Source organism: Mycobacterium interjectum, from assembly GCF_900078675.2.
Classification (GTDB): Bacteria; Actinomycetota; Actinomycetes; order Mycobacteriales; family Mycobacteriaceae; genus Mycobacterium; species Mycobacterium interjectum.
The window spans coordinates 621,879-645,957 of the sequence record NZ_LT546236.1 but is presented as its reverse complement, the minus strand read 5'-3'; the positions used below and the strand labels follow the sequence as shown (position 1 = coordinate 645,957).

Sequence of the window (24,079 nt, the reverse complement as noted above, 5' to 3'; positions counted from 1 at the left end):
CACGCCGGTAGGCCGGCTTATCCACAGTTGGGGTTTTATCCACAGGCCGCGGGCGGCGTGGTTTCCGCCGTGGGCTTTTGACGGGGCTCGTTTTAGGCCTGGCGGCATGGGTTCGTGCGTGGGTGCCGAGGAGGCGCGGGAGCGCATCGAGGCGGCGCGGGATGACATCGATGCCGCGCACGACGTGCTGCGCGAGACCAGCTCGCAGGTGGTGGGCAACGAGGTCCGCGTCGAGGTGGCCGAGCGGTTGGAGACCCGGGAGCGGGTCAACCGGGGTTTGATGTATCGGTTCTTCGGCGAGATCGCCGAACCCCAGGATGGCGCCGCGTGCGTGCCGACTCCCTCAAGTCCGACGGCCTGTTCACCGACGAGGGCCGGGCGCGCCGCTGGCCGCGGCTGGGCCCGCAGGGGCCCGGCATGTCGCGGTTCTCGGGCCTGCTGGATCCCGAGGCCCGTGCCTACTTCGAGGCGATCGAGGCCGCCGTGCGACCCGGCCGCCACCAACCCGAGCGCGCCGGGATAGGGCTGTCGATTTGTTCCGGTAAACAATTCGGCGCCGCTCCAATCAGCGCATGATAGCCGGTATGAAGGTGACAGAGAGACTGTCTGGCTGGTATCAGGGCTGGAATCAGGCGAAGTATCTGAGCCGCTTTGAACGCTGGCTCAACAGGTCGCTTTGGGCATTGCTGGCAATCGCATTGGTATATGCAGTGCTTCAGCATGTAGTCCTGGCCAATGTTTCTGAGGTTTTTCGCGGAGGCGCACGCCTAGGCGTGCTGTGTTATGACATTGCCATCGCCTATACCGGAGCGTTCATGTTCTATCTGCTTAACGTCAGGCTCCCGCTCCGACGCGATCGCCGGAACATCTATCGCCACATCGGACCTCTCGCACGTGTGGTCGCCCAGGCAACTGGCCTAATGCAAACGCTCAACAAGGCAGCAGGTTTCGACGCAGACCGTGAATGTACGCTGGCGAATGTCAAGGAGGTGTGTGCAAAGATCACGCCACAGACGCCTGCCGATTCATTGCTGCTGGCGAACGTCAATCCGCACGGCCCTACCGTGATGGACGCCATCTACTCTCACTCCACCCGCGCACGGCAATTGAACCGCGAACTGCTCGACCTATCAACATATCTCGCGTCTGACCTCATCCACCTGATCGCTCTAATCGAGGAACACGGAGGATTGGACGAATTCGAGCTGATATATGCCGCGTATCAGCGCGGCCACCTTAACAAGTCGGACAACCTATCTGGGATTGCGCCGGTACTCTTCAACTATCTTCAGATAGTCGACCGTGTTGCCCAGTATCGTAAGGGTCTTCGCTTAACGTTTTATAGGAAGCCCACATATCTCTTAGCGAGTGCTGACGATGAGAGCGACGCCATTCCTCTGAAGGACGAGCTGAACGGTTGACCATGTCCGCCGCAAATCAACCGCGCCCACCACCCGAAGAACTCCTGCGCGGAGACTCCGACCCGCCCGACGAGTACGACGGTTGAGGGCCGCGTGGCACACTGAACACGTGCCGCCGCACCGCGACCTCGCCGCGTATAACGATCGGGCGCCCGAGTACGACCACGGGTGGCGGGGCCGGCTGCACCATGAGATCACCGACCGCACCGCCGGTCTGGCGGTGGCGACCATCGCCTCACCCGGCAGCGTGCTGGACGTGGGATGTGGAACGGGGCATCTGCTGCGCACCCTGGCCAGCCGCTACCCGGGCGCCCGACAGCTCTGCGGCATCGACGCCGCACCCCAAATGATCGCGACGGCAAGCGCTTTCGGCGGCGAGGATCGACTGAGCTTCGCCGTCGGGGTGGCCGAAGACCTCCGCTACCCCGACGAGACCTTCGACCTGATCGTCAGCACGACCTCGTTCGACCACTGGACCGATCAACAAGCGGGACTCGTCGAATGCGCCCGGGTGCTGCGCCCCGGCGGTCACCTGGTGCTCGTCGACCAGTTCTCCTGGTGGCTGCTGCCCACGTTGGCCACCAGCCGTCGGGGCAAGGCCCGCACCCGGGGCCGCGCCACCCGTCTGCTGCGGCGCGCGGGATTCACCGCCCCGCACTGGCACCGGCTGTACGCCGTGATCATCAACGGAGTCACGGCGACCAAACCGGCTAACCGAGCGTGAACGGGGAGAAGCTGCCGTCGAGCACCTGCAGATGGCCGATCGTGCGCCCGGTGACCGCCGCAGGATCGACCAGTGCCAATTCCACTGCCGCCCGGGCGAATTCATCGGCCGGGGCGGTATCCACGAATTCACGAGCGTAGTAGGCCAGGCCCGGCGTCAGGATCGGCTTCGACGGCGACAGCGCGTTCACCGCGATGTCGTGGCCGGCGAGATCGAACGCCGCGCACTGGGTGAGGTGCTCGAGCGCCGCCTTGGACCCGCCGTAACCCGGCAGCACCCCGCCGCTGCGGTCGGCGTAGGGCCCGTCGCCGGGCATCCGTGACGCGACCGAGGTGATGTTGATGATCGAGCCGCCGCCCGCATCGATCATGTCGGGGCACACCAGTTGCATCAGTTCGTAGGCGGCGAACACCCCGATGTCGAAATGCCGGCGAAACGCCTGCAGCGGCGTGCTGACGAAGCCCGGCCACCCGGGTTTGGCGCCGCCGGTGGGCGGTTTGGCGGCCTTGGGGCGCGGCTCGGCACCCGGCACCGGCGGTCGGCCGGGCGCGGTGAACGCCGCGTTGTTCACCAGAATCGTGATGGGCCCCAACGCGTCTCGGGCCTCGCCCACCAGCCGGGCAACGTCGTCGCGGTCGGTCAGGTCGGCGCGGATCGCCACGGCGCGCCCGCCGGCCGCCTCGACCTCGGCGACGGTCTCGCCGATGGTCCCGGGCAGCCGGTCGTCCCACACCCGTTCGGTGCGCCCGGCGACCGCCACCGCGGCGCCCTCCGCGGCGAGCGCCAGCGCGATCGCCCGGCCCAGGCCACGGCTGCCGCCGGTNGCCCTCCGCGGCGAGCGCCAGCGCGATCGCCCGGCCCAGGCCACGGCTGCCGCCGGTGACGATCGCGGACCGACCCGCCAGCCGCGTCATCCGGTCACCCCGTGCACGACGATGGCCGTCGTCTGCTCCACCCACGTGTCATCCAGTTTCTCCTCCGGGCGCAGCAACAGCCGCAGCATCGTCGCTCCCCCGATCAACTCGATCAACCGGTCCGGGTCCACGCCGCGGTGCGCCTCACCGCGGTCGATGGCCTCGCCCAGCCGCACCCGCACGGCCGCGAACACCTCGGCGAAGCGCGACATCACCCGGGCATTCAGAGCGGGATCGGCCGTCATGTCGCCCACCAGCCCCGGCAACGCGGCGCGCACCACCGGGGTGGTGAACACGTCGCGGGTGGCCTCGATCATCATCCGGACGTCGGCGGCGATGTCGCCGGCCGGGGCCTCCAGGGCGGTGGGCGCCGTCGGGAACGCCGCCTCGTGCACCAGTTCGGCCTTGCTCGACCAGCGGCGGTACAGCGCCGATTTCGTGGTGCCGGCGCGCTCGGCCACCGCGGCCAGGCTCAGGTTCGAATAGCCGATCTCCACAAGCAGTTCCGCGGTGGCCGACAGGATGGCCGAGTCGATCCGCGGATCCCGGGGGCGCCCGGCCCCCGGGGCCTTGTCAAGGTAGGACGGGTCTGCTTTCATAACGCTACCTACCGTATCGTAATTGCCTCACGAAGGAGGCACCTGTGCCCAACGAACCTGTGCTGGACAAAGTCGACCGACTGCAGCGGTCCAGCCGGGACGTCACCACGCTGCCCGCGGTGATGTCGCAATGGCTGGCGAGCGTGTTGCCGGCGGGGGCCGGCCCCGCTGAGCCTCAAGTGACCGTCGAAAGCGGTGTCGATGCGACGGGCATGTCGTCCGAGACCATCATCCTGACGGCCCGCTGGGAGCAGGACGGCCGGCCGATCGAGCAGAAACTGGTGGCCAGGGTGGCGCCGACGGCCGAGGACGTGCAGGTCTTCCCGACCTATCGGCTCGACCACCAATTCGAAGTCATCCGCAAGGTCGGCGAGCTCACCGACGTTCCCGTCCCGCGGGTGCGCTGGCTGGAGCCCACCGGCGACGTCCTGGGCACGCCGTTCTTCGTGATGGATTACGTCGACGGCGAGGTGCCGCCGGACGTGATGCCCTACACCTTCGGCGGCAACTGGTTCGCCGACGCGCCCGCGCAGCGGCAGCGCGAACTGCAGGACGCCACGGTGCAAGTGCTGGCCAAGCTGCACTCGATCCCGAACGCCCAGAACACATTTGGGTTCCTCACCGCGGAAGACGGCGACACCGCCCTGCGCAGGCACTTCAATTGGGTGCGGTCCTGGTATGACTTCGCGGTGCCCGACATCGGCCGATCGCCTTTGCTGGAGCGGACTTTCGAGTGGCTGGAGGCCCACTGGCCCGACGAGGCGGCCGCCCGTGAGCCCGTCCTGCTCTGGGGCGACGCCCGGGTGGGCAACGTGTTGTACCGCGACTTCCATCCCGTGGCGGTGCTGGACTGGGAGATGGTGACGCTGGGGCCGCGCGAGCTCGATGTCGCGTGGATGATCTACGCGCACATGGTCTTCCAGGAGCTCGCCGGACTGGCGACCCTGCCGGGCCTGCCCGACGTGATGCGCGAGGACGACGTGCGCGCCACCTACCGCGAGCTCACCGGCGTCGACGTGGGCGACCTGCGCTGGTTTTACGCCTACTCCGGGGTGATGTGGGCGTGCGTGTTCATGCGTACCGGCGCGCGGCGGGTGCACTTCGGGGAGACCGAAAAACCCGAGGATGTCGAATCGCTGTTCTACCACGCCGGATTGATGAAACGTCTCATCGGAGAGGATCAGTAATGCTCGGACCGCTGGACGAGTTTCCCCTACATCAGGTTCCCCGGCCGATCGCCTGGGCCGGCTCCTCGGACCGCAACTTCTACGACCGCTCCTACTTCAACGCCCACGACCGCACCGGCGACATCTTCGTCATCAGCGGCATCGGCTACTACCCCAACCTCGGCGTCAAGGACGCGTTCTTCCTCGTCCGCCGCGGTGACACCCAGACCGCGGTGCACCTGTCGGACGCGATCGACTCCGACCGGCTCAACCAGAACGTCAACGGCTACCGGATCGAGGTCAGCGAACCGCTGCGCAAGCTGCGCCTGATTCTCGATGAAACCGAGGGCATCGCCGCCGATCTCACCTGGGAGGGCCTGTTCGACGTCGTCCAGGAACAGCCGCACGTGCTGCGCTCCGGCAACCGGGTGACCCTGGACGCCCAGCGGTTCGCCCAGCTCGGCAGCTGGAGCGGCCGCATCGCGATCGACGGCGAGGAGATCGCGGTGAACCCCGCGACCTGGCTCGGAAGCCGCGACCGGTCCTGGGGCATCCGGCCCATCGGCGAGCCCGAGCCGGCGGGCCGGCCCGCCGACCCGCCGTTCGAGGGCATGTGGTGGCTCTACGTGCCGATGGCCTTCGACGAGTTCGCGATCGTGCTGATCATCCAGGAGGAGCCCAGCGGGTTCCGCTCGCTCAACGACTGCACCCGGGTCTGGCGCGACGGCCGGGTCGAGCAGCTGGGCTGGCCACGGGTGAAAATCCACTACCGGTCCGGCACCCGCATCCCGACCGGGGCGACCATCGACGCGACCGCCCCCGACGGCACGCCCGTCCACTTCGACGTCGAGTCCAAGCTGCCCGTCCCGATCCACGTCGGCGGCGGCTACGGCGGCGACTCGGATTGGCTGCACGGCATGTGGAAGGGCGAAAAGTTCGTCGAGCGCCTGACTTACGACATGACCGACCCGGCCATCGTCGCGCGGTCCGGCTTCGGCGTGATCGACCACGTGGGCCGCGCGCTGTGCCGCGACGGCGACGGCGATCCGGTGGAGGGCTGGGGCCTCTACGAGCACGGCGCGCTGGGCCGCCACGACCCGTCGGGCTTCAAGGACTGGCTGACGGTGGCGCCGTAGGGCTTTGCGCGCCTAGCGCAACTCGCGCAGTTCGTCCAGGATCTCCGACAGCGTCTGCAGCCCGATCGGCGACGGTTGATACAGGCACACGGTGTCCGAGACGCCGTCGACGCGGTCGCGGATGTGGGCGGCGATCTCCTTCGGCGTGCCGCAGGCCGCGATGGTGTGCAGCACCTCGTCGTCGATCAACTCGCCCATCTCCTGCCAGCGGCCCTGCTTGGACATCGCGTTGAGTTCGGGCTGTAGGTCCTCCCAGCCGTGCGCGGCCAGCACCGGCCGGTACGCCGGGGTCGACCCGTAGAAGGCCAGCAGCCGCCGCGTGGCCGCGTGATCCGCCGCGTCCGAGCCCGCCGACACGATGATCTCGGGGATGACGGCCAACTCCTCGGCCCGGCGGCCACCGGCCCGCAGGCCCTCGCGCACCGCCGGCATCGTGTTCTCGTGCAGAAACCGCTTGGTGCCGAATGGCATCACCAACAGGCCGTCGGCGTGCTCGGCGGTGGCGCGGGTCAGCCGCGGGCCGAGGGCTCCGACATAGATCGGCGGCGGGCCATAGGGATTGGGGCCGGGGCTGAAGGTCGGCGTCATCAGCGTGTGCCGATAGTAGTCGCCGCGAAAGTCCAAGCGGCCACCGGTCTTCCAGGCCTCGAAGATCGCCCGAAGGGCCGCGATCAACTCGGTCATGCGGGCGACCGGATGCTCGAACTGGGCACCGAAACGCTTCTCGATCTGCGGGCGGATCTGGGTGCCCAGGCCGAGGAAGAATCGGCCCTCGCTCAGCAGCTGGTGATCGTTGGCCTGGTGGGCCAGGTGTATCGGATTGCGGGGAAACGCGATGGCCACGTTGGTCATCAGGTCCAGCCCGCCCACCGTGGCGGCCAGCGTCAGCGGAGCGAACACGTCGTGCTGACCCTCGAAGGTGGCCACACCGCTGGCCCCGGCGTCGCGCAGGGCCCGCGCGCGCTCGACGGCATCCGTTGGCCCGTACAACGCGGTGAAGACTTTCATCTGGCTTGAGCACCTACTTAGACGGGCGATGGAAATTTATCCTACGAAACCGTCCAAATGCGGTTGACTAGGGGACGTGACGAAGCCGCCGCCGGTTGTCGACGTGGTCGTGGTCGGTGCCGGCTTCGCCGGGCTGTCCGCGGCGCGCGAGCTGACCCGGCAGGGCCATGACGTGCTGGTGTTCGAGGGCCGCGACCGCGTCGGCGGCCGGTCGTTCACCGGCAGCGTCGCCGGACTGCCCGCCGACCTGGGGGGCACGTTCGTCGGACCGACCCAGGACGCCGTGCTGGCGCTGGCCGCCGAGCTGCAGGTCCCGACCATCCCGACGCACCACGACGGCAAGAACGTGATCCACTGGCGCGGCTGGGCGCGTCCCTACCACGGCACCATCCCCAAACTTTCGCTCACCGGGCTGCTCGACATCGGCCGGCTGCGTTGGCAATTCGAGAGGATCGCCCGCGGCGTGCCGGTGGCGGCGCCGTGGGACGCGCGCCGCGCGCGCGAACTGGACGGCATGTCGCTGGGCGGCTGGCTGCGCGCGGTGCGCGCCACCGCCTCCTCGCACGACCTGATGGCCATCGTGGCCCGGGTGACCTGGGGCTGCGAACCCGACGAGGTGTCGATGCTGCACGCCGCCCGCTACGTGCACGCCGCCGGGGGGCTGGACCCGCTGCTCGACGTCGAAAACGGCGCCCAGCAGGACCGTTTCCCGGGCGGCACCCAGCAGATCGCCGAGGCGGCGGCCGCCGAACTGGGCGCGCGCGTGGTGCTGAACGCGCCGGTCCGGCGCATCGAGCGGCACGGCTCGGGGGTCACCGTGACGACCGACTCCGGTTCGGCCGAGGCCGGCTTCGTCATCGTGGCGATCCCGCCGGCCCATCGGGCGTCGATCGAGTTCGCCCCCCCGCTGCCCGACGAGTACGAGCAGCTCGCCCGCAATTGGCCGCAGGGCCGGCTCAGCAAGGCCTACGCGGCCTACGAGACGCCGTTCTGGCGGGCCGACGGGTTCTCCGGGCAGGCGCTTTCCGACCAGGGCCCGGTGTTCATCACCTTCGACGTCAGCCCGCACGCCGACGGTCCGGGCGTCCTGATGGGCTTCGTCGACGCCCGCGCATTCGACTCGCTTCCCACCGAACAGCGCCGCCGCGACGCGTTGCGCTGCTTCGCCTCGCTGTTCGGCGACGAAGCGCTCAAGCCCCTCGATTATGTCGATCAACGTTGGGGCACGGAGGATTTCGCGCCGGGCGGTCCGACGGCGGCGGTGCCGCCGGGGTCGTGGACGCGGTTCGGGCCGTGGCTGCGCAAGCCGGTCGGGCCGATCCACTGGGCGGGCACCGAGACCGCGGACGAATGGACCGGGTTCCTCGACGGCGCCGTGCGGTCCGGCCAGCGGGCGGCGGCCGAGATCACCGCCCTGCTATGAACTGATCTGGCGCACCCGCGCGTCGTGGCTCACCGATGCCACCAGCGCCCGCAGGTGCCGGTTGACCTCGCGCGGCTGTTCCAGCATCGAGCAGTGGCCGCCGGGCAACTCGACCAGGCCGACCACGTTGGGAGCCCTACGCGCGATCCGCCGCGACTGGCCGATCGGCGTCAGCCGGTCGCGTTCGCTGCCGATGACCAGCGTCGGCACCGTCAACCCGTCCAGGTCGAGATGCCGCGATCCCAGCGCGTCGACGAGCATCTTCGCGCAGCCCCCGCGCCCCGCGGGCGAGGTCTGCGCGAACAGCTCGCAGACCGTCCGCGCGGCGCCCAGGTCGGCGCCCTGGCCGACCGCCAGCATCGCGACCACGTAGCGGCTGGGGATCCGGGCCGCGGCCGGCACCGGAAACCCGCCGAAAGCGGTGATCAGGGTGCGGGCGGCCAGGACTCGGGCGTCTGAAAACCCGCGCGGCACCGACAGCAGCTTCACCTGGCGCACCAGATCCCCCGTGGTGGTGTTGATCAGCGCGACGGCGTCGGCGCGCCGGCTGACCCGGTGGCGATAGCGCGCCGACCAGGCGGCGATGGCGATGCCGCCCATGGAGTGGCCGGCCAGCACCGCGCGCTCGCGTGGCGCCAATGTCGCCTCCAGCACCGAATCCAGGTCGGAGGCAAGGTGTTCGAGGCTGTAGCCGCCGCGGCGCGGGACGCCGCTTCGCCCGTGGCCGCGATGGTCGAACGCGATGACCCGGTAGTCGGGGGCCAGGTCGCGGATCTGGTGCGCCCAGGCCCGGATCGCGCACGTGATGCCGTGTGTGAGCACGATCGGATACCCCTCGGGCGGCCCGAAAACCTCTGCGTGCAAAGGGGTTCCGTCGGCCGCGCGCACGGTCACGGCGCGGCTTGGCGGCAGTTCGTCGGGGAGCCGCCCACCTGTCCGATTCGGTGACACAACGCTCATCGCCGCTCCCCCTTCGAACGCGGCCCCATCGCCGCACTCCGGATGTAGGCGAAGTGTAGCCCGCACTCAACGACGAACTGGTGAAAAAGGCCCATTACGCGCCGCGAATTCGGGCACGGTCGTCCAACAACCTGTGGGACGCTGGCAGCCGTGAACCCGATGTCCCGTCGGGACTTCCTCGCGGCGACGACGACCCTGGTCGGCGGCGGACTGCCGGCCGGGTGCGCACCGCCCGACACCCCGCCCGACAACAAGGCCGTGCTCGTTGTCGGCGCCGGCATGGCGGGCCTGTCCGCCGCACGCAGCCTTGCCGACGCCCGATGGCCGGTGCGCGTCATCGAAGCCCGCGACCGCATCGGCGGGCGGGTGCACACCGACCGCGACTGGGGCGTGCCGCTGGAGATGGGTGCGTCCTGGATCCACGGCACCACCGACAATCCGCTGATGGAGCTCGCGCACCAGGCGCGGGCCCAGCTCGTCCCCACCGACTACTACGGGTGGGCGAAACTCGCGGTCGATCCGCGACTGCCCCCGCTGGACTACGACCCGGAAACGTGGCGCACCTTCGTACGACGGGCCCGCGGGCACGTCGACGGCGGCAGCCTCGGCGCCGCGGTGGACGCCGCGGCCACCCGTGCGGAGCTTTCCGATTCCGACCGCGCGCAGTTGGCTTTCTACATCGCCACCGAGATCGAGGACGAGTATGCCGCCAGCGCGGACCAGTTGTCCGCCAACACGTTTGATCACGGCGACTACACCGACGGCGACCAGGACGTCGTCACGAGCGGCTACGACGCCCTGCCGCGGCTCCTTGCCGAGGGTCTGCGGATCGAGCTGAAGACGCCGGTCACCGCGATCGCACGGCGCGACGACTCCGTCGTCGTGCGCGCCGGAAGCCGGTCGTTCGAGGGGCCCGCGGCCATCGTCACCGTTCCCCTGGGCGTCCTGAAATCCGGTGCGATCGCTTTCGATCCGCCGCTTCCCGACCCGCAACTGCACGCCGTGAACGCGCTCGGGTTCGGCGTGTTGTCCAAGAGCTTCTTCCGTTTCAGCCGGCGAAGCTGGGACGTCGAGAACGCCTTCTATGAGTACATCGGGACCGAGCCGGGCACCTGGTCGCAATGGTTCAGCCTGCCGAGCGCCGCGGGACCAATCGTGTTGGCCTTCAACGCCGGTGACCGCGGCCGGTGGGCGGAGTCGGCGCGACCGGCCGAGCTGATGGCCAGCGCAGCGCCCATCGCGCGCCGGCTGTTCGGCGGCGACGTCTCACCGGTCGAGGTCCGAAGCTCGAGTTGGAGCGTCGACCCCTATGCGCTCGGCTCGTATTCGTTCCATGCCCCCGGTTCCGGCCTCGACGACCGGCGCCGGCTGGCCGAACCGATCGGCGACCGGCTTTACCTCGCGGGTGAGGCCGCCGGCACCAACAACCCGGCCACCGCGACCGGCGCGGTGGTCAGTGGCCGCTACGCCGCCGGCCAGTTGATGCGCCGCTTGAGCGGCTGACGGTCGCTACGCGCGCTCCAGCGCGTCGGCGCAGGCGTCGAGGATGGCGTCAAAGCTGTTGCGCAGCAGCCGATGGCTGGCCGCCTCCAACAGCTTTCCCCCGGCCCATGCCGGATGGGTGTAGTTGCTCAGCCAGTCGACGTGGGTGCCGTCACCCGAGGCGGTGAACGTCAGCGTGCCGCCCTCGTGGTTGAACGGCGGGAAGGACCGCAGGATGAGATACGTATAGCTGTGCGGCCGGTCGTAGGCCGTGATCTCTTCCCGGAACCACGTGCCGACCCCGACCACCTCGCGCAGCGCGCCCGCCTGGTGCCCCGGCGAGTCCTTCGCGTAACCGGCCCTCAGGGCCAGCGGGGCGGCGGCCAGGTTCGCCGGGTCGGCCAGCCAGTCGAAGACCCGGTCTGGCGGAGCGGCGATCGTTCGTTCCAAGTGAATCCGGACCATCCCACATATGCTAGCCGCCGTCGGCTCGCCCATAATTGTGTAGCGTCAACGGACGGTGGCCGATGAGAACGGTGTTGCTGGACACGGACGACCTCGGTAAGGCCGAGCAGGTTCTCGGTCAGACCTACGCCGCCGTGCGCATCAGCGGCACGGGAAGCGACGCCACCCGCATGAAAATCTCGAGGACCGCGGTGGGCGCGCTGACCATCGACGACGCCGAGGTCGGCTACGAGTTCAGCTACGACGCCCAGTCGCCCGAAAAGATCTACGTGTGCCGAGTGCGTTCCGGGCTGATCGAAGAGCGGCCACCCGCCGGCCCGCCGAATTCGGTTGGCGCCGGCGAGATCTTGGCCATCGGCGCGCTGGAGGTGCCGTTCAGCGGCCGCGTCAGCCGCGCCCGCTGCGACATCGTCACCGTCGACAGAGGCCTTTTCGATCGGGTGGCGCCGGGAGACGGTTGCGGGTCCGGGCGGATCCGATTGACCGATTCGCGGCCGGTTTCCGCGGCCGCCGCCCGGCATCTGGTCCGGGCGGTCGACTATCTGCGGGACGGGCTGCTGATCGACCCCGCCTCGAGCGGCGCATCGCTGATCGCATCGACGGCGCTGCAGCACCTGGCGGCCACGATGCTCGCCACCTTCCCCAACAACGCGTTGCTGGACCCGACGATCGAGGATCGGCACGACACCACGCCGGCGCTGCTGCGGCGCGCGATCGCGTTCATCGAAGAGCACGCCGACACCGACATCGGCATCGCCGACGTCGCCCGTGCCACCTACGTCACGCCGCGCGCGATCCAGTTGATGTTCCGTCGCCACCGCGATTGCACGCCAATGGAATACCTGCGCCGGGTCCGGCTGCACCATGCCCACCGTGAACTGCTGGCCGCCAACAGGGCCCACGCGACGGTCACCCAGATCGCCGCCAAGTGGGGGTTCACGCACACCGGCCGGTTCGCCGTGTACTACCGCCAGGTGTACGGCCAAAGCCCGCATACGACGCTGCGCGAATGACGGCCGCTATGTCGCCCGTTTCAGGGTGGCGTGCGGGCTCTGACCGTAGGTCCGCCGGTAGAGCCCCGCGAACCGGCCGGTGTGCGTGAAGCCCCAGCGCCGGGCGATCTCGGAGACGGTGCCGTCGGACGGCTCCCCGGCGACCAGGTCGTCGTGCGCGCGCTGTAGCCGGACGCGCCGCAGGTATTCCGTGGGGGTGGTATCGAGCCGGCGCCGGAACAGGTACTGCACCGCCCTGGGTGTCAGATGCACGGCGGCCGCGATGTCGTTGATGCCCACCTCGCCGGCCGCGTGCCGGTCAATGAAGGCCACCGCGTCCCTGAGCGCCTCGGGAAGCCCGGGGTCGCCGGCCGAGGCCGGCTCGCTCACGCTGGACGGATAGCACTCGAGCAGCGCACCGGCCAGCACCGGGCCGATCGCCGCCGCGATCAGGGGTTGCTGGGCGGTCTCCGGCGCGGCCAGGGTGGCGGTCGCGTAATCCAGCGCCCGATGCCACGCGCGCACGGCGTCGAGCGACCGCGGCCGCCAGTTCAGGAAGCGGATCTGATGCGACAGCGGCGCGCGCCGGTCCTCGGCGACCTTCTGCAACACCTCCGGCGCGATGGTCACGACGTCGAACCGCGCACCATTGACCCGCAGCGCGCACGACATGCCGTGGGCGACCAGGATCGGGCAATCCACGTGCGGGAACGGGCCCCCCGTCACGGTCAGCGATCCCGCGCGGGGCTGGATCACGACGACGGTGTCGGCGGGCGGGATCTCGACGACCAAATGGCCGTCAGCCGACACCTCGTCGAGCACCACCGAACCCGCCGCGCACCGCCGGTGGATGACGGCCGCGCGGCTCGTCGGCCCGGTGACCCGCCAGNCCAGGGCCAGCACCGGGCCGATCGCCGCCGCGATCAGGGGTTGCTGGGCGGTCTCCGGCGCGGCCAGGGTGGCGGTCGCGTAATCCAGCGCCCGATGCCACGCGCGCACGGCGTCGAGCGACCGCGGCCGCCAGTTCAGGAAGCGGATCTGATGCGACAGCGGCGCGCGCCGGTCCTCGGCGACCTTCTGCAACACCTCCGGCGCGATGGTCACGACGTCGAACCGCGCACCATTGACCCGCAGCGCGCACGACATGCCGTGGGCGACCAGGATCGGGCAATCCACGTGCGGGAACGGGCCCCCCGTCACGGTCAGCGATCCCGCGCGGGGCTGGATCACGACGACGGTGTCGGCGGGCGGGATCTCGACGACCAAANGACACGCGAGCCCGACCGCGACGCAACCGCGCCAGCGCGTCGACGTCGGCCGCGCACTCGCCGGTGACCCACGTAGCGGCCCGCGCCAAGAGCGGCTCGATGCGTGCGCGTTCGCTCTCGAGACGGTCACCGTTGGCCGACCGCGACATCATGGCCAGCCCCAGGAAACTCTGCACGGTCGGGAGCCGCTGCCGCCGCGCGGCCAGTTGGGCGGCCAACCCGCCCAGCCAGCCGTACGCGTGCACGACGTCGGGCGGGCCTGATGACCACAGGCGCTCGAGACTGGCCGCCCACTCCCCGATGTGCGGCAACACCGCCGGGAGCGATGCCGCCGCGGGCGGGCCGACGCGAATCGACCGGGTCCGGCAGCCCTCGTCGGCGTTTCCCGGTCGCCCGCCGCCGTGCCTGACGTAGTGCGTCGCATCGTGCCCCCGGGCCACGAGACGAGCGCAAAGCCGCCGCGGGTCATCGCCTGCGACGTCGTCACCGGTGACGATCGCGATGTTCACCATGGCTCCCTCGGATTGGCGCCGCGTCAGCCGACCACAAAGTGCTACCCGGCCCGACGAATGCGAAACGCACCCTTCGCGAAATTCGCCCAGCGTCCCGGCGCTTCGCATATCGGATCCCCCCGCGCGCGCCCGCAGGAGGACACTGAGGGAATGACCCCGGCGACGAGGGCCACCCATCGTGCTCCAGTTGAGCTGGTGGTGCTGCTGGCGTCGGCGGGTGGACTGGACGCCTTTTCCGTCGTCTTGCACGAATTGCCGACCGATTTTGCCGCCGCCGTCGTCGTGCAGCAACACCTCGGGGGCCTGTCCAGCGTGCTGCCGACGATCCTGGGCAGGCAAACGCGCCATCGGGTGAGCTGGGTGCAGGACGGTCAGGCCGTCGCGCCGGGACAGGTGCTGGTCTGCCCGCCGAAGGTGCACCTGGAGCTGACGGCCGACGGCCGCTGCCACCTTCGCGAAACGGGGCCCCTCGCCGAGCAGCGCTTCGACGTGCTGCTGGCGTCGGTGGCCCAGTCGTACGGGGCGCGCAGCGTGGCGGTCATATTGTCGNCCAAGCGGCCCAGGACGCCGCCGCGCGGCGGGGGCACTGAGCGCAGGCCGAGACTAGCCCACGACCTCCATCAGCAGCAGCGCCCCGCCGACGGTTCCGTCGGCCGAGCGAAACGATGTGCACACGACCCGCACCCGGGCCGCGCGGCCGCGGCGGGTGACGGCGTCCAGCACCGTTTCGCCGGCGGCGTCCGGGTCGACGAACGCGTTGCCGATGAGTGGCCGCACGCCGTCCAGCGGTAGCCCGAGGTCCAGCTCGGTGAGCCGGGTTCCCGTCGTCTCGTCGGCCCGCAGACCCCAGAGGTCTTCGCAGCCCCGGTTCCACACCACCACCCGCATCTCCCGGTCCACCACGACCAACCCCGGCTGAACCGAGTTGATCAGCGAGCCCAGGAAGTTCTTGGCCTCGTCCAGTTCCACGCTGCGTTCGCGCAGGGTGTCGTTGATGGTGTGCAGTTCGTCGTTGGTGGACTGCAGCTCCTCGTTCATCGTTTCGAGCTCTTCGTTGGTGGACTGCAGCTCCTCGTTGGTCGTCTCGAGCTCCTCCACGGTGGACTGCAGTTCCTCGTTGGTGGTCTCGAGTTCCTCGTTGGTGGATTGCAGTTCCTCGTAGGCCGCCTCCAGCTGGCGGTTGGTCTGGACGACCTTGTCGAGCAGGGCGCGCGTCGCGGTCACGTCGAAGAACACGATCGACACGCCGAGCAGACCGTTCTCGGCGTCGACGAGCGGGTTGACGTGGATCTCGAACCACACTGTCTCGGCGCCCTGTCGCTGCCACTTGACGTCCGGAATCCGCGTCGCCCGGCGCTCCACCTTGGCCTGCTCGAGGTAGGCGCGCAGCTCCACCGGGCGGTATGACACTTCGAGTTCGCACACGAGCCGGCCGATGTCGCGGGCCGACAGGCCGAAGACGCTCTCCGCCTGCTGGTTGATCATGGCGACGGTGTCCTCGCCGGTGATCACGATCTGGGCGACCGGGCTGGCCCGAAAGGCCAAGTCGCGCACCGTGGTCAAGCCCGACTGGTCAGCGCCGTGTTCGTAGAACGCGGCGGCCGGGTCGTAGCGGTCGATGCCCCCCTGGCCCCCGGCGACCTTGCGGAAGATCCGATTCTTCAGACTCAACGGGGCGAAGCGGTCGCTGTGGCTCAACAGCATCTCGGCGTGCCCGAGGAACAGCGTGCCCTGAGGCGCAAGGGCGAAGTGTAGGCGGCTCAATACGTTTCGCTGGGTCTCGGCGTTGAGGTACATCAGGGTGTTGCGGCAGACCAGCAGATCGACGCGCGAGATCGGCGCGTCCTTGACCAGGTCGTTGCGGCCGAAGATGACCGCGCGGCGCAGATCCTTGTGGAAGGCGTAGCGACCGTTGACGTGTTCGAAATAGCGCGCCAACAGCTCGGGCGGCACCGACTCGACGGCCTTGGCGGCGTAGGACGCGATGCGGGCCTCGGCCAGCGCCTCCTCGTCGATGTCCGTGGCGTAGATCTTGACCCGCTGGCGGAACGCGTCGGGGCCGAGCGCCTCGGCCAGCAACATGGCCAGCGTGTAGGCCTCCTGCCCGGACGCGCATCCCGCGCTCCACACCCGGATCGGATCGCCGGGTCCGCGCTCGGCCAGCATCCGCGGAATGACCTCGGCGCTGACGAATTCCCAGGCCTCCGGGTCGCGGAAGAACGCGGTGACGTTGATGAGGATGGTGTTGAACAGCGCCGCGAACTCGTCCGAGCCCGCCTGCAGGACGTCGAGGTACTCCTCGAACGTCCCGTATCCCGCCTGGTCCATGCGGTGCCGGACCCGGCGCATGAGCGACGTGCGCTTGTACCCGGTGAAGTCGAATCCGCGGGTGTCCCGCATATAGCGCAACAAGGCCTCGAAGGCCTCGTCGGTCGTGCCGTCCATAAACGTCCCGTTCGAAAGCGCGTTCGCCGACGGAGGTGAACATTACCCGCGGCGCTAGAGCTGATTTTCGCGACCGACCAGCGCCCACACCGTCTTGCCCGACGACGTCGGGGTGGCGCCCCAGGCCCGGCAGAGGGCCGCCACGATGGCCAGGCCGGAGACGATTTCGGCGCCGCGGTAGGCGCCTTCGTGCCGGCCCGGCAGGCGGTCGCTGCAATCCTCCACCGCGACGGTGACGGTGTCGCGATAGCTCTCCACGATTAGGACGGGCGCGCTTTCGGTGTGGTCGAGGACGTTTTCGACGAAGACGGTCCCCACCGTGGTCGCGACGGGAATCAGATCGCTGTTGTCCCAGTGGGTGAGCCAGTCGGTGATCAGCGCGCGGGCCAGGCCGACACCGGCCCTCGAGGCGGGAAGCTCGCTGCGCGCCCGCCGCCGCAGCGTTATCGGCTGGGTGCACACGGCCTGTAGCGCCGACTCCCGGTCGGGATACACGAGCACGTACCGGGTGACCCCGCCGGCGGCGATCGCGCGCCGGATTTGCGATCGCGCGCACACCAGCACGACCGGCACGTCCGGCCAGACACTCACGTGCCAGCGCGCGCTGGTGAACACCGTCCAGGCCGACGCGGACGGCACGCGCAATCGGTCGACGTCCACGATCACCGCGCGCGGCTCCTCGAGCGCGGCCTTGACCACGGTGTCGCGGACAGTCCGATAGGTGGAGCTGTCCAGCACCCCGTCCGTCACCAGGATCAACACATCGCGGTGCGGCGCTGCGTCGATGCGGATGGCCGGCCCGGGCTCAACCATCGGCGTCACCGGAAACGGGGGCGTTGGCCGCGAGCCGGTCGCCGAGCAGGCCCAGCGCCCGTTCGCTTTCCTCGGCCACGGTGCTGTAGTACCGGGAGACCGCACCGGGCCCGGCTTGGTCGGCCATTTTGCGGGCCAGGTTGGCCTTCTCTTGCAGGCTGCGCAGCGCGACCCACACGGCGCCCTCGACCTCCTCGTCGCGCGCTGCGAGGAGGGCATCGACCGTCCACGCGTGACCGACGCGGCAACGGAAGTGGCCCTCGCTGATCGAGGCCAGCGAGCCATTGCAGTCCGGACATGTGTATCCGGACGGAGTACCCAGCTCTTCCGCGTCGAAGTCGGTCGAGAACCTGGCGGCCATGGCGATTCGATTCTCGAGGTCCAGTTTCGCGTCGGATTGCGTGATCGGGTCCTCGATGTCTTTCTCGCAGAGCTCTTTGAGGACCGCGCCGATATCGGCGGCGGCGGCCTGCCGATCGAGCACGCCCGCGTCGCGCGCGTTGGTCGGCAGCGCCGGGAACGCCGCGTCCTGCGGTGACTGGCCGATGGTGGTGCCACCGCGGGAGCGGATGGCGGCGAGGCCCAGCACGCCGTCGTCCAGGACACCCGAGAGCAGCACCCCGATCGCGCGGGGGCCGTATGCGACGGCGACCGAGCGGAACAAGGCGTTGATGGAGGGCCGATACCCGTTCTCGGTGGGCCCCTGCGACAGGACCACGCGGTGGTCGGCGACCAGCAGGTGACGGTCCGGGCGGCCGACGTAGATGCGGCCCGGCTGCAGCGTCCCGCCGTCCTGCGCGGTCACCGCCGGCAGCGGCCCGCAGCGATCGACGATCCGAGCCAGAACGCTTGGCGCACCGGAGGGAACGTGCAGGACGACCAAGAAGGCGTACGGCAAATCCACCGACAGGCCCGCGGCCACACGCGAGAGCGCTTCGACGCCGCCCGCCGAGGCGCCTATAGCGACCACTCCGCGCAGGCCGTCGTTTCCGTTGGTCGCGTCAATCACCACCCTCGACTACCCCACCAAGGGTACGTAACCACCTGGCAGGCGGATAGGGATGCTTCGCTCTGTTTACCCCGGGTGAGCCGTGGTAACCGAACGCCATGGGCACCAACCACACGTCCGATCAAAAGCAGCGCGATCTCGAGCCGTCGCGGGTGCGCCGCGACACCGGATTCCTGACCACGCAACAGGGCGCGCGGGTCGATCACACCGACGACTCGCTGACCGCCGGCGAGCGGGGTCTCACGCTGCTGGAGGACTTCCACGCCCGCCAGAAGATCACCAACCTCGACCACGCACGCATCCCGGAGCGGGTGGTGCACGCGCGCGGCGCCGGTGCGTACGGCTTCTTCGAACCGTACGACGACTGGCTGGCCGAGTACACGGCGGCGAAATTCCTGACGACGCCGGGCACCCGGAACCCGGTGTCGGTGCGGTTCTCCACGGTGGCCGGGTCCCGCGGTTCGGCCGACACCGTGCGGGACGTGCACGGGTTCGCCACCAAGTTTTACACCGAGCAGGCAACTACGACCTGGTGGGCAACAACTTTCCGGTCTTGTTTATCCAAGACGGCATCAAGTTCGACTTCGACCTGCTCGATGCCACGAAAATCATTCCGGAGGAACAGGTTCCGGTCCGGCCGGTGGGCAAGATGGTGCTGAACCGCAACCCGGACAACTTCTTCGCGCTGCGCGCCGCGGACATCGAAGCCCGCATGGCCTCCGAAAGCGATCCGGGCACCGACGTGGTCAGTGACCGGTCCGTCGTGACCACGACGGCGGCGGCGCACGATTTTCCCGACGCGTTCGTCGCGGAGTTCGCCGCGGCCCTGGCCCGGCACCGTTGCTGGGAACGGCAAACCGACCCGGTGCCGGCATGACGATGAACAGTTACCGCAACGCCTAGATACAGGAGGATGAACGATGCCACGATCGTCGATCAAGAACGAAAAGATGTACCAGGATCTGCGCAAAAAGGGCGACTCCAAGGAAAAGGCCGCGCGTATTTCCAATGCGGCCGCGGGCCGGGGCAAGTCGGCGGTCGGGCGCAAGGGCGGCAAGTCCGGTTCCTACCAGGACTGGACGGTTCCGGAGTTGAGGAAGCGGGCCAAAGAGCTTGGCATGTCCGGCTATTCGGGCCTGACCAAGGCTAAGCTGGTCGCCAAACTGCGCAACCACTGACCGGCGCGGCCTCGCACGCTCAGCCGGTGAGGCCGAGCCGGCCGGCCAGCACCAAAAACGCGACCGCGTAATCGTTGTCGGCGGTCCGGGTCCTGACGTGCTCCCAGTCCAGCCGTTCGCGCACCGCCCGCACGGCGGGAAGCAGTTTGGCGAAGTCGCAGTGATGTTCGCCCAGGGAACGCAGCTTCTGGATGACCACCATGGTGGGTGGGAGCACCGGCATCGTGATGGCCAGCACGTCGCGCTGCTCGGCGTGGTCCAGCGTCACCGGTTCCACGCGTTCGCCGTTGATGCGATGCAGGATGTCCACGACCGTTTCGTCGTTGCGCGCTTTGAACAGCCAGTCCTCGGGGGGATGCTCGATGGCGAATCCGGCGCCGGCGAGGGTGGCTTCGGCGCTGGCCACGTCGGACTCGGCCACCACCAGATCGACGTCGTGGCTGGGTTCGGGTGCGCCGAAGGCCCACAGGGCGTAGCTGCCGGCCAAGGCGAATCGCGGCCCGTTCTCCTTGAGCGCGGAGGCCGCACCGCGCAACGCTTCTCGCAGGTGCGCGCGGGAAACGGGCACGTCCGTGGGAGTTTCGGTCGTTCTCATGGTGCATAGGTCATACCCCGGCACCGGCGTAAGCAACCCGGCCGACGAGTGCGGCGTCGGTTGTCGTCCGTTTAAGCGGCGCCCAGACTGGCAAACCTTTGTGTTATGTCAGCCGCCCCGTCCCACGCTCACCGTGCCCGTGGGGCCCTGGCGAGATCGGCGGCGGGTGATAACGCGTGACGGCGGGGTTGGTGAAGCACTGGCTGGAGTCGGGACGACTCGAGTTGCCCCTGCCGGCGTCGGGCCGCACCGCCGGACGATGGCAGCGCCTGGCGCGGCTTGCCGAGGACGAGATCGTGGCGGCCCGGATCGCCGAGTCCCACGTCGACGCCGTCGCGATCCTGCACGAGTTGGGCGGCAAGCCGCCCGATTCCGACCAGCTGTGGGGCGTGTGGGCGGCGGAGTCGCCCGACGCCGCGCTGATCGCCACCAGGCTCAGCGGCGGCGCCGTCGTCCTCAACGGCACCAAGGTGTGGTGTTCGGGCGCCGGGTTCTGCAGCCACGCCCTGGTGACCGCCCGACTCGACGACGGAACGCGCGGCCTGTTCGCCGTGTCGATTACCGAACCCGCCGTCAAGGCGTTGCCGACCACGTGGTGGAACGTCGGCATGGCCGGCAGCGACACCAGGGCGGTGCAGTTCACCAACGCCCAGGCCGTCGCCGTCGGTGATCCCGACGCGTACTTCAGTCGGCCGGGATTCTGGCACGGCGCGATCGGCGTGGCCGCCTGCTGGCTGGGCGGCGCCCGCAGGGTCGCCGAGCCGCTGTATCGCTGCGCGACAAGCAAATCGGCCGACGCGTATTCGCTGGCACACCTTGGCGCCGTGGACGCCGCGCTCGCNGCCGACCGGACATGACTTCTTACCCCGAGGCCAGACCAGTCACTTATACCCATCTAGAGGTGTATAAGAGCCAGACCTGAACATGACCCCCGCCGCGGTGCGCCGGTGGTCGCGGATGCGACCGCTCGCCGTGGCCGCCACGTTTCCCGCCCACACCCCGCGCCGCCAGCTCGACCACATCCTCACCGACGACGCCGGCCTGCGCGGTGGCGCCGCCCAGTCCGAAGTGATGCCGATCTCCGACCACCGGCCGCTGGTGGTCGACTTGGAACGAGCGTGAGCTTCGTGCCTACCCGCCGGCCCGCCCCATCGCATCGAGTCGACGCTGAACGCGATCGATGTCCTCGCATAAGGGCATCTCCGCGGTGACCCTGGTGATCTCCACGCCGACATCGGCATTGTCGATGGGCTGGCGCCCGATCAGTGCGCTGGCGATCACCGCGACCTCGTCGCTGCAGATCCGCCGTGGCAGCAGCGCCAACAGCGGCGCGTAGCCGAGGGGGGGCGCGTGGGTCGGGTAACCGGCGCGCAGAAACGCGACGATGCTCGTTACCCCGTCGCGCAAGCCCATGCTGCACCTCTCCCGCCACCAGCCGCGGTTCTTGCCAGGAATAACCGGGCGCGCCGCTTTGAAACCACCAAAAAAAATGGGGGTCCGGTCCATCCTCCGGACCGGACCCCCTGGAATCGACTTACTGGTTTTCCTTCTGGCGCTCTTCGGCGGCCTTCGCGCCGGCCCGGGCGGATTCTGCTTCGGCTTCCTTCTTGCCCGCGTCGCGCTGTGCGTCGGCCTTGTCCTGCTGCGCCCGGCCTTCCTCGACGAGGTCGTCGCGGCCGATGACGGTTCCGCCAACCTCCTTGACCTTGCCTTTGACGCCCTCGACGGCGCCCTTGACGGCCTCCTGCGGTCCGCTCTTGTCATCCCCCATGGGTCTGCCTCCCTTTCGGTGTTACGTCTTGATTCGCATCTACCGGCTTCCCGTCCGGCACGCGGCCAAACAGGCTCGCGCCGATCCTGTGCGCATGATCACGCGGCGCTTCGCCGTGCGAACGGGCGTGTTTGAAAACCCAATTTCCGGGTAGCTCCAGCCGTCGACCGGCGAAGGAGGTGGCGTCACTGAGCACCATCGCTGTCATCGGGGCGACCGGCACGGCCGGTTCCCGCGTCGTCGCCAGGCTGCGGGCCCGCGACGTCGCGGTGGTCGAGATCTCCCGCGGCCAGGGCGTCGACGTGGTGTCCGGGCGGGGGCTGTTCCAGGCGCTGGCGGGGGTGGATGTCGTGATCGACGTTTCCAACCCGTTGCCCGCCGACGAACGGTCCAGCATCACGCAGACGGTGGCCACCGCGGCCCGCAATGTGGTGGGTGCGTGCGCCTCGCGGAACATCCAGCGACTCGTGGTGTCGACGGTCGCCGGCGTCGAAGACCCGGTGTTCGAAGGGTTTCCGTACTACGAGGCCAAACGGGCGGCGAAGGCAATCTTTCTCGACAGCCCGGTCCCGGCGACGATCGTGAAATCCACCCAGTGGTACGAGTTCGCCACCAACCCCGCCGCGGTGAGTTCGCGCGACGGCGAGGTGATCGTCCAGGACTGGCTGATCCAGCCCATCGCCGCCGACACCGTCGCCGACGTGCTCGTCGAGGCGGCCCTGGGTCAGACGCATCCGCCACGCACCATCGCCGGGCCGGAGGCCGTCCGCCTGCNCGCGCCCGGGGCCTGGTGTGCCGCCACCTGGCGGGGCGACGGGCATCCCGACCACGAAGCCGTGGGGCGTGCGGCCGCCGAGGCCTGCGGGCGCACCGGTGTGACGCTGCTCGAATACCCGGTGTGGATGTGGCACTGGGCCAGCCCGGCCGATCCCGCGGTGCCGTGGGGCCGGGCCCGGTCGGTGGGTGTCCCCGGTTGGGCGCTCGAGCGCAAACGCGTTGCGGCCCATTGTTTTCGGAGCCAGCTCGAGCCGGGCGGCGTGGGCGCCCCGCCCGTGTTGCCGCCCTTCGTCCTGCAGCGCCTGCTCGCCGTGGGCGAATTGGTGTTCAGCTAGCCGATGCGCGTAGCGACCTTCAACATCTTGCACGGCCGCACCCTCGGCGACGGGGTGCATCCCGCGCGGTTGGCGGAGTGCGTGCGCCGCCTGGATCCCGACGTGCTGTCCCTGCAGGAGGTCGACTGCGACCAGCCGCGTTCCTCGCTCGCGGACCTCACCGCGGTGGCGGCCGAGGCGATGGGAGCGGTGGAGCACCGGTTCGTGGCCGCGATCTCCGGCACCCCGGGGGCGACCTGGATGGCCGCCACCGGCCATGAACAACCCGGGACCGCCGCCTATGGGATCGCGCTGCTGTCCCGCTTTCCGGCGGCCAGTTGGCAGGTGGTGCGGCTGCCCCGGATTCCGATGCGGTTTCCCATGTACCTGCCGGGACCGAACCGGGTGATGGTCGTCGACGAGGAACCGCGGGCGGCGGTCATCGCGCAGCTGCACACCCCGTGGGGCGGGCTGACGGTGGCCAACACGCACCTGTCCTTCGTGCCCGGCTGGAATCGGCGCCAGCTGCGCCGGCTGATCCGCGACCTGCGCGGCTTCCCGGGCCCCCGGCTGCTGACCGGCGACCTGAACATGACCCCCGCCGCGGTGCGCCGGTGGTCGCGGATGCGACCGCTCGCCGTGGCCGCCACGTTTCCCGCCCACACCCCGCGCCGCCAGCTCGACCACATCCTCACCGACGACGCCGGCCTGCGCGGTGGCGCCGCCCAGTCCGAAGTGATGCCGATCTCCGACCACCGGCCGCTGGTGGTCGACTTGGAACGAGCGTGAGCTTCGTGCCTACCCGCCGGCCCGCCCCATCGCATCGAGTCGACGCTGAACGCGATCGATGTCCTCGCATAAGGGCATCTCCGCGGTGACCCTGGTGATCTCCACGCCGACATCGGCATTGTCGATGGGCTGGCGCCCGATCAGTGCGCTGGCGATCACCGCGACCTCGTCGCTGCAGATCCGCCGTGGCAGCAGCGCCAACAGCGGCGCGTAGCCGAGGGGGGGCGCGTGGGTCGGGTAACCGGCGCGCAGAAACGCGACGATGCTCGTTACCCCGTCGCGCAAGCCCATGCTGCACCTCTCCCGCCACCAGCCGCG

General features: G+C 69.4%; 23 protein-coding genes and 6 pseudogenes. 15 read left to right on the top strand and 14 right to left on the bottom strand.

Features of this window, described 5'->3' with window-relative positions; all coding sequences use genetic code 11:
- Positions 1-327: 327 nt before the first annotated feature.
- The 3 genes from BN4348_RS63055 to BN4348_RS33060 all read left to right on the top strand — a co-directional run bounded on the left by BN4348_RS63055 (position 328) and on the right by BN4348_RS33060 (position 2,145).
- Complete coding sequence (locus BN4348_RS63055) at positions 328-576, top strand: DUF222 domain-containing protein (protein ID WP_066908672.1); 249 nt, start codon at positions 328-330, stop codon at positions 574-576.
- A gap of 8 nt (positions 577-584) precedes the next feature.
- Positions 585-1,421, top strand: a complete 837-nt coding sequence (locus BN4348_RS33065; RefSeq protein WP_142308614.1) for a hypothetical protein — start codon at positions 585-587, stop codon at positions 1,419-1,421.
- Positions 1,422-1,530: 109 nt separating this feature from the next.
- Positions 1,531-2,145: a class I SAM-dependent methyltransferase gene (locus BN4348_RS33060; protein WP_066908666.1), complete on the top strand. Its 615-nt coding sequence runs from the start codon at positions 1,531-1,533 to the stop codon at positions 2,143-2,145.
- Here the strand turns inward: BN4348_RS33060 and BN4348_RS33055 are convergent.
- Both BN4348_RS33055 and BN4348_RS33050 read right to left on the bottom strand, forming a co-directional pair.
- Complete coding sequence (locus BN4348_RS33055) at positions 2,132-3,013, bottom strand: SDR family NAD(P)-dependent oxidoreductase (RefSeq protein ID WP_066908663.1); 882 nt, start codon at positions 3,011-3,013, stop codon at positions 2,132-2,134. The genes BN4348_RS33060 and BN4348_RS33055 overlap by 14 nt on opposite strands.
- A 42-nt stretch (positions 3,014-3,055) precedes the next feature.
- Positions 3,056-3,658 (bottom strand): TetR/AcrR family transcriptional regulator, encoded by a 603-nt coding sequence (locus BN4348_RS33050; protein WP_066908660.1) that lies wholly within the window; start codon positions 3,656-3,658, stop codon positions 3,056-3,058.
- Between the two features lie 44 nt (positions 3,659-3,702).
- Here BN4348_RS33050 and BN4348_RS33045 point away from each other — a divergent pair, with 44 nt between their 5' ends.
- Both BN4348_RS33045 and BN4348_RS33040 read left to right on the top strand, forming a co-directional pair.
- On the top strand, positions 3,703-4,845 hold the full coding sequence (locus tag BN4348_RS33045; protein WP_066908657.1) for a phosphotransferase family protein: 1,143 nt from the start codon (positions 3,703-3,705) through the stop codon (positions 4,843-4,845).
- The gene (locus BN4348_RS33040) at positions 4,845-5,960 is read left to right on the top strand and encodes a hypothetical protein (RefSeq protein ID WP_066908655.1); all 1,116 of its coding nucleotides are present in this window, start codon (positions 4,845-4,847) and stop codon (positions 5,958-5,960) included. Before BN4348_RS33045 ends, BN4348_RS33040 begins: the two co-directional genes overlap by 1 nt.
- A 12-nt stretch (positions 5,961-5,972) precedes the next feature.
- Here the strand turns inward: BN4348_RS33040 and BN4348_RS33035 are convergent, their stop codons facing one another.
- Positions 5,973-6,968, bottom strand: a complete 996-nt coding sequence (locus BN4348_RS33035) for a TIGR03617 family F420-dependent LLM class oxidoreductase (protein ID WP_066908652.1) — start codon at positions 6,966-6,968, stop codon at positions 5,973-5,975.
- 76 nt (positions 6,969-7,044) lie between these two features.
- Between BN4348_RS33035 and BN4348_RS33030 the strand changes: the two genes are divergently transcribed.
- Positions 7,045-8,391: a flavin monoamine oxidase family protein gene (locus BN4348_RS33030; protein WP_066908649.1), complete on the top strand. Its 1,347-nt coding sequence runs from the start codon at positions 7,045-7,047 to the stop codon at positions 8,389-8,391.
- On the opposite strand, the gene BN4348_RS33025 is transcribed toward BN4348_RS33030, so the two are convergent.
- A complete protein-coding gene (locus BN4348_RS33025; protein ID WP_066908646.1) occupies positions 8,386-9,351 on the bottom strand; it encodes an alpha/beta fold hydrolase in 966 nt (321 codons plus the stop codon). The two genes, BN4348_RS33030 and BN4348_RS33025, sit on opposite strands and share 6 nt — an antisense overlap.
- 150 nt (positions 9,352-9,501) lie before the next feature.
- On the opposite strand from BN4348_RS33025, the gene BN4348_RS33020 reads away from it, so the two are divergent.
- On the top strand, positions 9,502-10,854 hold the full coding sequence (locus tag BN4348_RS33020; RefSeq protein ID WP_066908643.1) for a flavin monoamine oxidase family protein: 1,353 nt from the start codon (positions 9,502-9,504) through the stop codon (positions 10,852-10,854).
- A 6-nt stretch (positions 10,855-10,860) separates the two neighbouring features.
- Here BN4348_RS33020 and BN4348_RS33015 read toward each other — a convergent pair whose 3' ends face one another.
- Entirely contained in the window at positions 10,861-11,298 is a 438-nt protein-coding gene (locus BN4348_RS33015; RefSeq protein WP_066908640.1) for an SRPBCC family protein, read from the bottom strand.
- Positions 11,299-11,360: 62 nt separating this feature from the next.
- Between BN4348_RS33015 and BN4348_RS33010 the strand changes: the two genes are divergently transcribed.
- Positions 11,361-12,311 (top strand): helix-turn-helix transcriptional regulator, encoded by a 951-nt coding sequence (locus BN4348_RS33010; protein ID WP_084453936.1) that lies wholly within the window; start codon positions 11,361-11,363, stop codon positions 12,309-12,311.
- Positions 12,312-12,317: 6 nt separating this feature from the next.
- Here the strand turns inward: BN4348_RS33010 and BN4348_RS33005 are convergent.
- Positions 12,318-13,178, bottom strand: a pseudogene (locus BN4348_RS33005) (helix-turn-helix transcriptional regulator); the annotation flags it as partial.
- A gap of 382 nt (positions 13,179-13,560) precedes the next feature.
- Positions 13,561-14,067, bottom strand: a pseudogene (locus BN4348_RS33000) (glycosyltransferase); the annotation flags it as partial.
- 60 nt (positions 14,068-14,127) lie between these two features.
- Here BN4348_RS33000 and BN4348_RS32995 point away from each other — a divergent pair.
- Positions 14,128-14,607 (top strand): annotated as a pseudogene (locus tag BN4348_RS32995) (chemotaxis protein CheB); the annotation flags it as partial.
- Between the two features lie 66 nt (positions 14,608-14,673).
- Here BN4348_RS32995 and BN4348_RS32990 read toward each other — a convergent pair.
- The 3 genes from BN4348_RS32990 to BN4348_RS32980 are packed head-to-tail and all read right to left on the bottom strand — an operon-like array spanning position 14,674 to position 18,340.
- Positions 14,674-16,515, bottom strand: a complete 1,842-nt coding sequence (locus BN4348_RS32990; protein WP_066908635.1) for a CheR family methyltransferase — start codon at positions 16,513-16,515, stop codon at positions 14,674-14,676.
- A 54-nt stretch (positions 16,516-16,569) separates the two neighbouring features.
- Positions 16,570-17,328, bottom strand: a complete 759-nt coding sequence (locus tag BN4348_RS32985; RefSeq protein WP_066908675.1) for an STAS domain-containing protein — start codon at positions 17,326-17,328, stop codon at positions 16,570-16,572.
- Positions 17,321-18,340 carry a chemotaxis protein CheB gene (locus tag BN4348_RS32980; protein WP_066908633.1) on the bottom strand — a complete coding sequence of 340 codons (1,020 nt, stop codon included), beginning with the start codon at positions 18,338-18,340 and terminating at the stop codon, positions 17,321-17,323. Before BN4348_RS32980 ends, BN4348_RS32985 begins: the two co-directional genes overlap by 8 nt.
- Positions 18,341-18,435: 95 nt before the next feature.
- Here BN4348_RS32980 and BN4348_RS32975 point away from each other — a divergent pair.
- Together BN4348_RS32975 and BN4348_RS32970 are read left to right on the top strand one after the other, a co-directional pair.
- Positions 18,436-19,022 (top strand): annotated as a pseudogene (locus BN4348_RS32975) (catalase); the annotation flags it as partial.
- Between the two features lie 235 nt (positions 19,023-19,257).
- Positions 19,258-19,515, top strand: a complete 258-nt coding sequence (locus BN4348_RS32970; protein ID WP_066908624.1) for a DUF7218 family protein — start codon at positions 19,258-19,260, stop codon at positions 19,513-19,515.
- 19 nt (positions 19,516-19,534) lie between these two features.
- On the opposite strand, the gene BN4348_RS32965 is transcribed toward BN4348_RS32970, so the two are convergent.
- The gene (locus BN4348_RS32965) at positions 19,535-20,110 is read right to left on the bottom strand and encodes a nucleotidyltransferase (protein WP_066908621.1); all 576 of its coding nucleotides are present in this window, start codon (positions 20,108-20,110) and stop codon (positions 19,535-19,537) included.
- Positions 20,111-20,286: 176 nt separating this feature from the next.
- On the opposite strand from BN4348_RS32965, the pseudogene BN4348_RS32960 reads away from it, so the two are divergent.
- Positions 20,287-20,955 (top strand): annotated as a pseudogene (locus BN4348_RS32960) (acyl-CoA dehydrogenase family protein); the annotation flags it as partial.
- A gap of 70 nt (positions 20,956-21,025) precedes the next feature.
- Positions 21,026-21,232: pseudogene (locus BN4348_RS32955) on the top strand (endonuclease/exonuclease/phosphatase family protein); the annotation flags it as partial.
- A gap of 9 nt (positions 21,233-21,241) precedes the next feature.
- Here the strand turns inward: BN4348_RS32955 and BN4348_RS32950 are convergent.
- On the bottom strand, positions 21,242-21,523 hold the full coding sequence (locus BN4348_RS32950; protein ID WP_066908609.1) for a DUF3349 domain-containing protein: 282 nt from the start codon (positions 21,521-21,523) through the stop codon (positions 21,242-21,244).
- A 121-nt stretch (positions 21,524-21,644) separates the two neighbouring features.
- Positions 21,645-21,881 (bottom strand): microaggregate-binding protein 1, encoded by a 237-nt coding sequence (mbp1, locus tag BN4348_RS32945; protein ID WP_066908615.1) that lies wholly within the window; start codon positions 21,879-21,881, stop codon positions 21,645-21,647.
- A 179-nt stretch (positions 21,882-22,060) separates the two neighbouring features.
- On the opposite strand from mbp1, the gene BN4348_RS32940 reads away from it, so the two are divergent.
- Both BN4348_RS32940 and BN4348_RS32935 read left to right on the top strand, forming a co-directional pair.
- Positions 22,061-22,993, top strand: a complete 933-nt coding sequence (locus BN4348_RS32940; RefSeq protein ID WP_084453934.1) for an NAD(P)H-binding protein — start codon at positions 22,061-22,063, stop codon at positions 22,991-22,993.
- A gap of 3 nt (positions 22,994-22,996) precedes the next feature.
- The gene (locus BN4348_RS32935) at positions 22,997-23,761 is read left to right on the top strand and encodes an endonuclease/exonuclease/phosphatase family protein (RefSeq protein ID WP_066908613.1); all 765 of its coding nucleotides are present in this window, start codon (positions 22,997-22,999) and stop codon (positions 23,759-23,761) included.
- Positions 23,762-23,770: 9 nt separating this feature from the next.
- Here the strand turns inward: BN4348_RS32935 and BN4348_RS32930 are convergent, their stop codons facing one another.
- The gene (locus tag BN4348_RS32930; RefSeq protein WP_066908609.1) at positions 23,771-24,052 is read right to left on the bottom strand and encodes a DUF3349 domain-containing protein; all 282 of its coding nucleotides are present in this window, start codon (positions 24,050-24,052) and stop codon (positions 23,771-23,773) included.
- Between the last annotated feature and the right edge of the window lie 27 nt (positions 24,053-24,079).

Bases quoted from the DNA above. Each gene is read 5' to 3' on its own strand.
- BN4348_RS33065 (WP_142308614.1), top strand. From the start codon at position 585: ATGAAGGTGACAGAGAGACTGTCTGGCTGGTATCAGGGCTGGAATCAG.
- BN4348_RS33050 (WP_066908660.1), bottom strand. From the start codon at position 3,658: ATGAAAGCAGACCCGTCCTACCTTGACAAGGCCCCGGGGGCCGGGCGC.
- BN4348_RS33040 (WP_066908655.1), top strand. From the start codon at position 4,845: ATGCTCGGACCGCTGGACGAGTTTCCCCTACATCAGGTTCCCCGGCCG.
- BN4348_RS33035 (WP_066908652.1), bottom strand. From the start codon at position 6,968: ATGAAAGTCTTCACCGCGTTGTACGGGCCAACGGATGCCGTCGAGCGC.
- BN4348_RS33025 (WP_066908646.1), bottom strand. From the start codon at position 9,351: ATGAGCGTTGTGTCACCGAATCGGACAGGTGGGCGGCTCCCCGACGAA.
- BN4348_RS33015 (WP_066908640.1), bottom strand. From the start codon at position 11,298: ATGGTCCGGATTCACTTGGAACGAACGATCGCCGCTCCGCCAGACCGG.
- BN4348_RS33010 (WP_084453936.1), top strand. From the start codon at position 11,361: ATGAGAACGGTGTTGCTGGACACGGACGACCTCGGTAAGGCCGAGCAG.
- BN4348_RS32990 (WP_066908635.1), bottom strand. From the start codon at position 16,515: ATGGACGGCACGACCGACGAGGCCTTCGAGGCCTTGTTGCGCTATATG.
- BN4348_RS32985 (WP_066908675.1), bottom strand. From the start codon at position 17,328: ATGGTTGAGCCCGGGCCGGCCATCCGCATCGACGCAGCGCCGCACCGC.
- BN4348_RS32970 (WP_066908624.1), top strand. From the start codon at position 19,258: ATGCCACGATCGTCGATCAAGAACGAAAAGATGTACCAGGATCTGCGC.
- BN4348_RS32965 (WP_066908621.1), bottom strand. From the start codon at position 20,110: ATGAGAACGACCGAAACTCCCACGGACGTGCCCGTTTCCCGCGCGCAC.
- BN4348_RS32950 (WP_066908609.1), bottom strand. From the start codon at position 21,523: ATGGGCTTGCGCGACGGGGTAACGAGCATCGTCGCGTTTCTGCGCGCC.
- mbp1 (WP_066908615.1), bottom strand. From the start codon at position 21,881: ATGGGGGATGACAAGAGCGGACCGCAGGAGGCCGTCAAGGGCGCCGTC.
- BN4348_RS32935 (WP_066908613.1), top strand. From the start codon at position 22,997: ATGCGCGTAGCGACCTTCAACATCTTGCACGGCCGCACCCTCGGCGAC.
- BN4348_RS32930 (WP_066908609.1), bottom strand. From the start codon at position 24,052: ATGGGCTTGCGCGACGGGGTAACGAGCATCGTCGCGTTTCTGCGCGCC.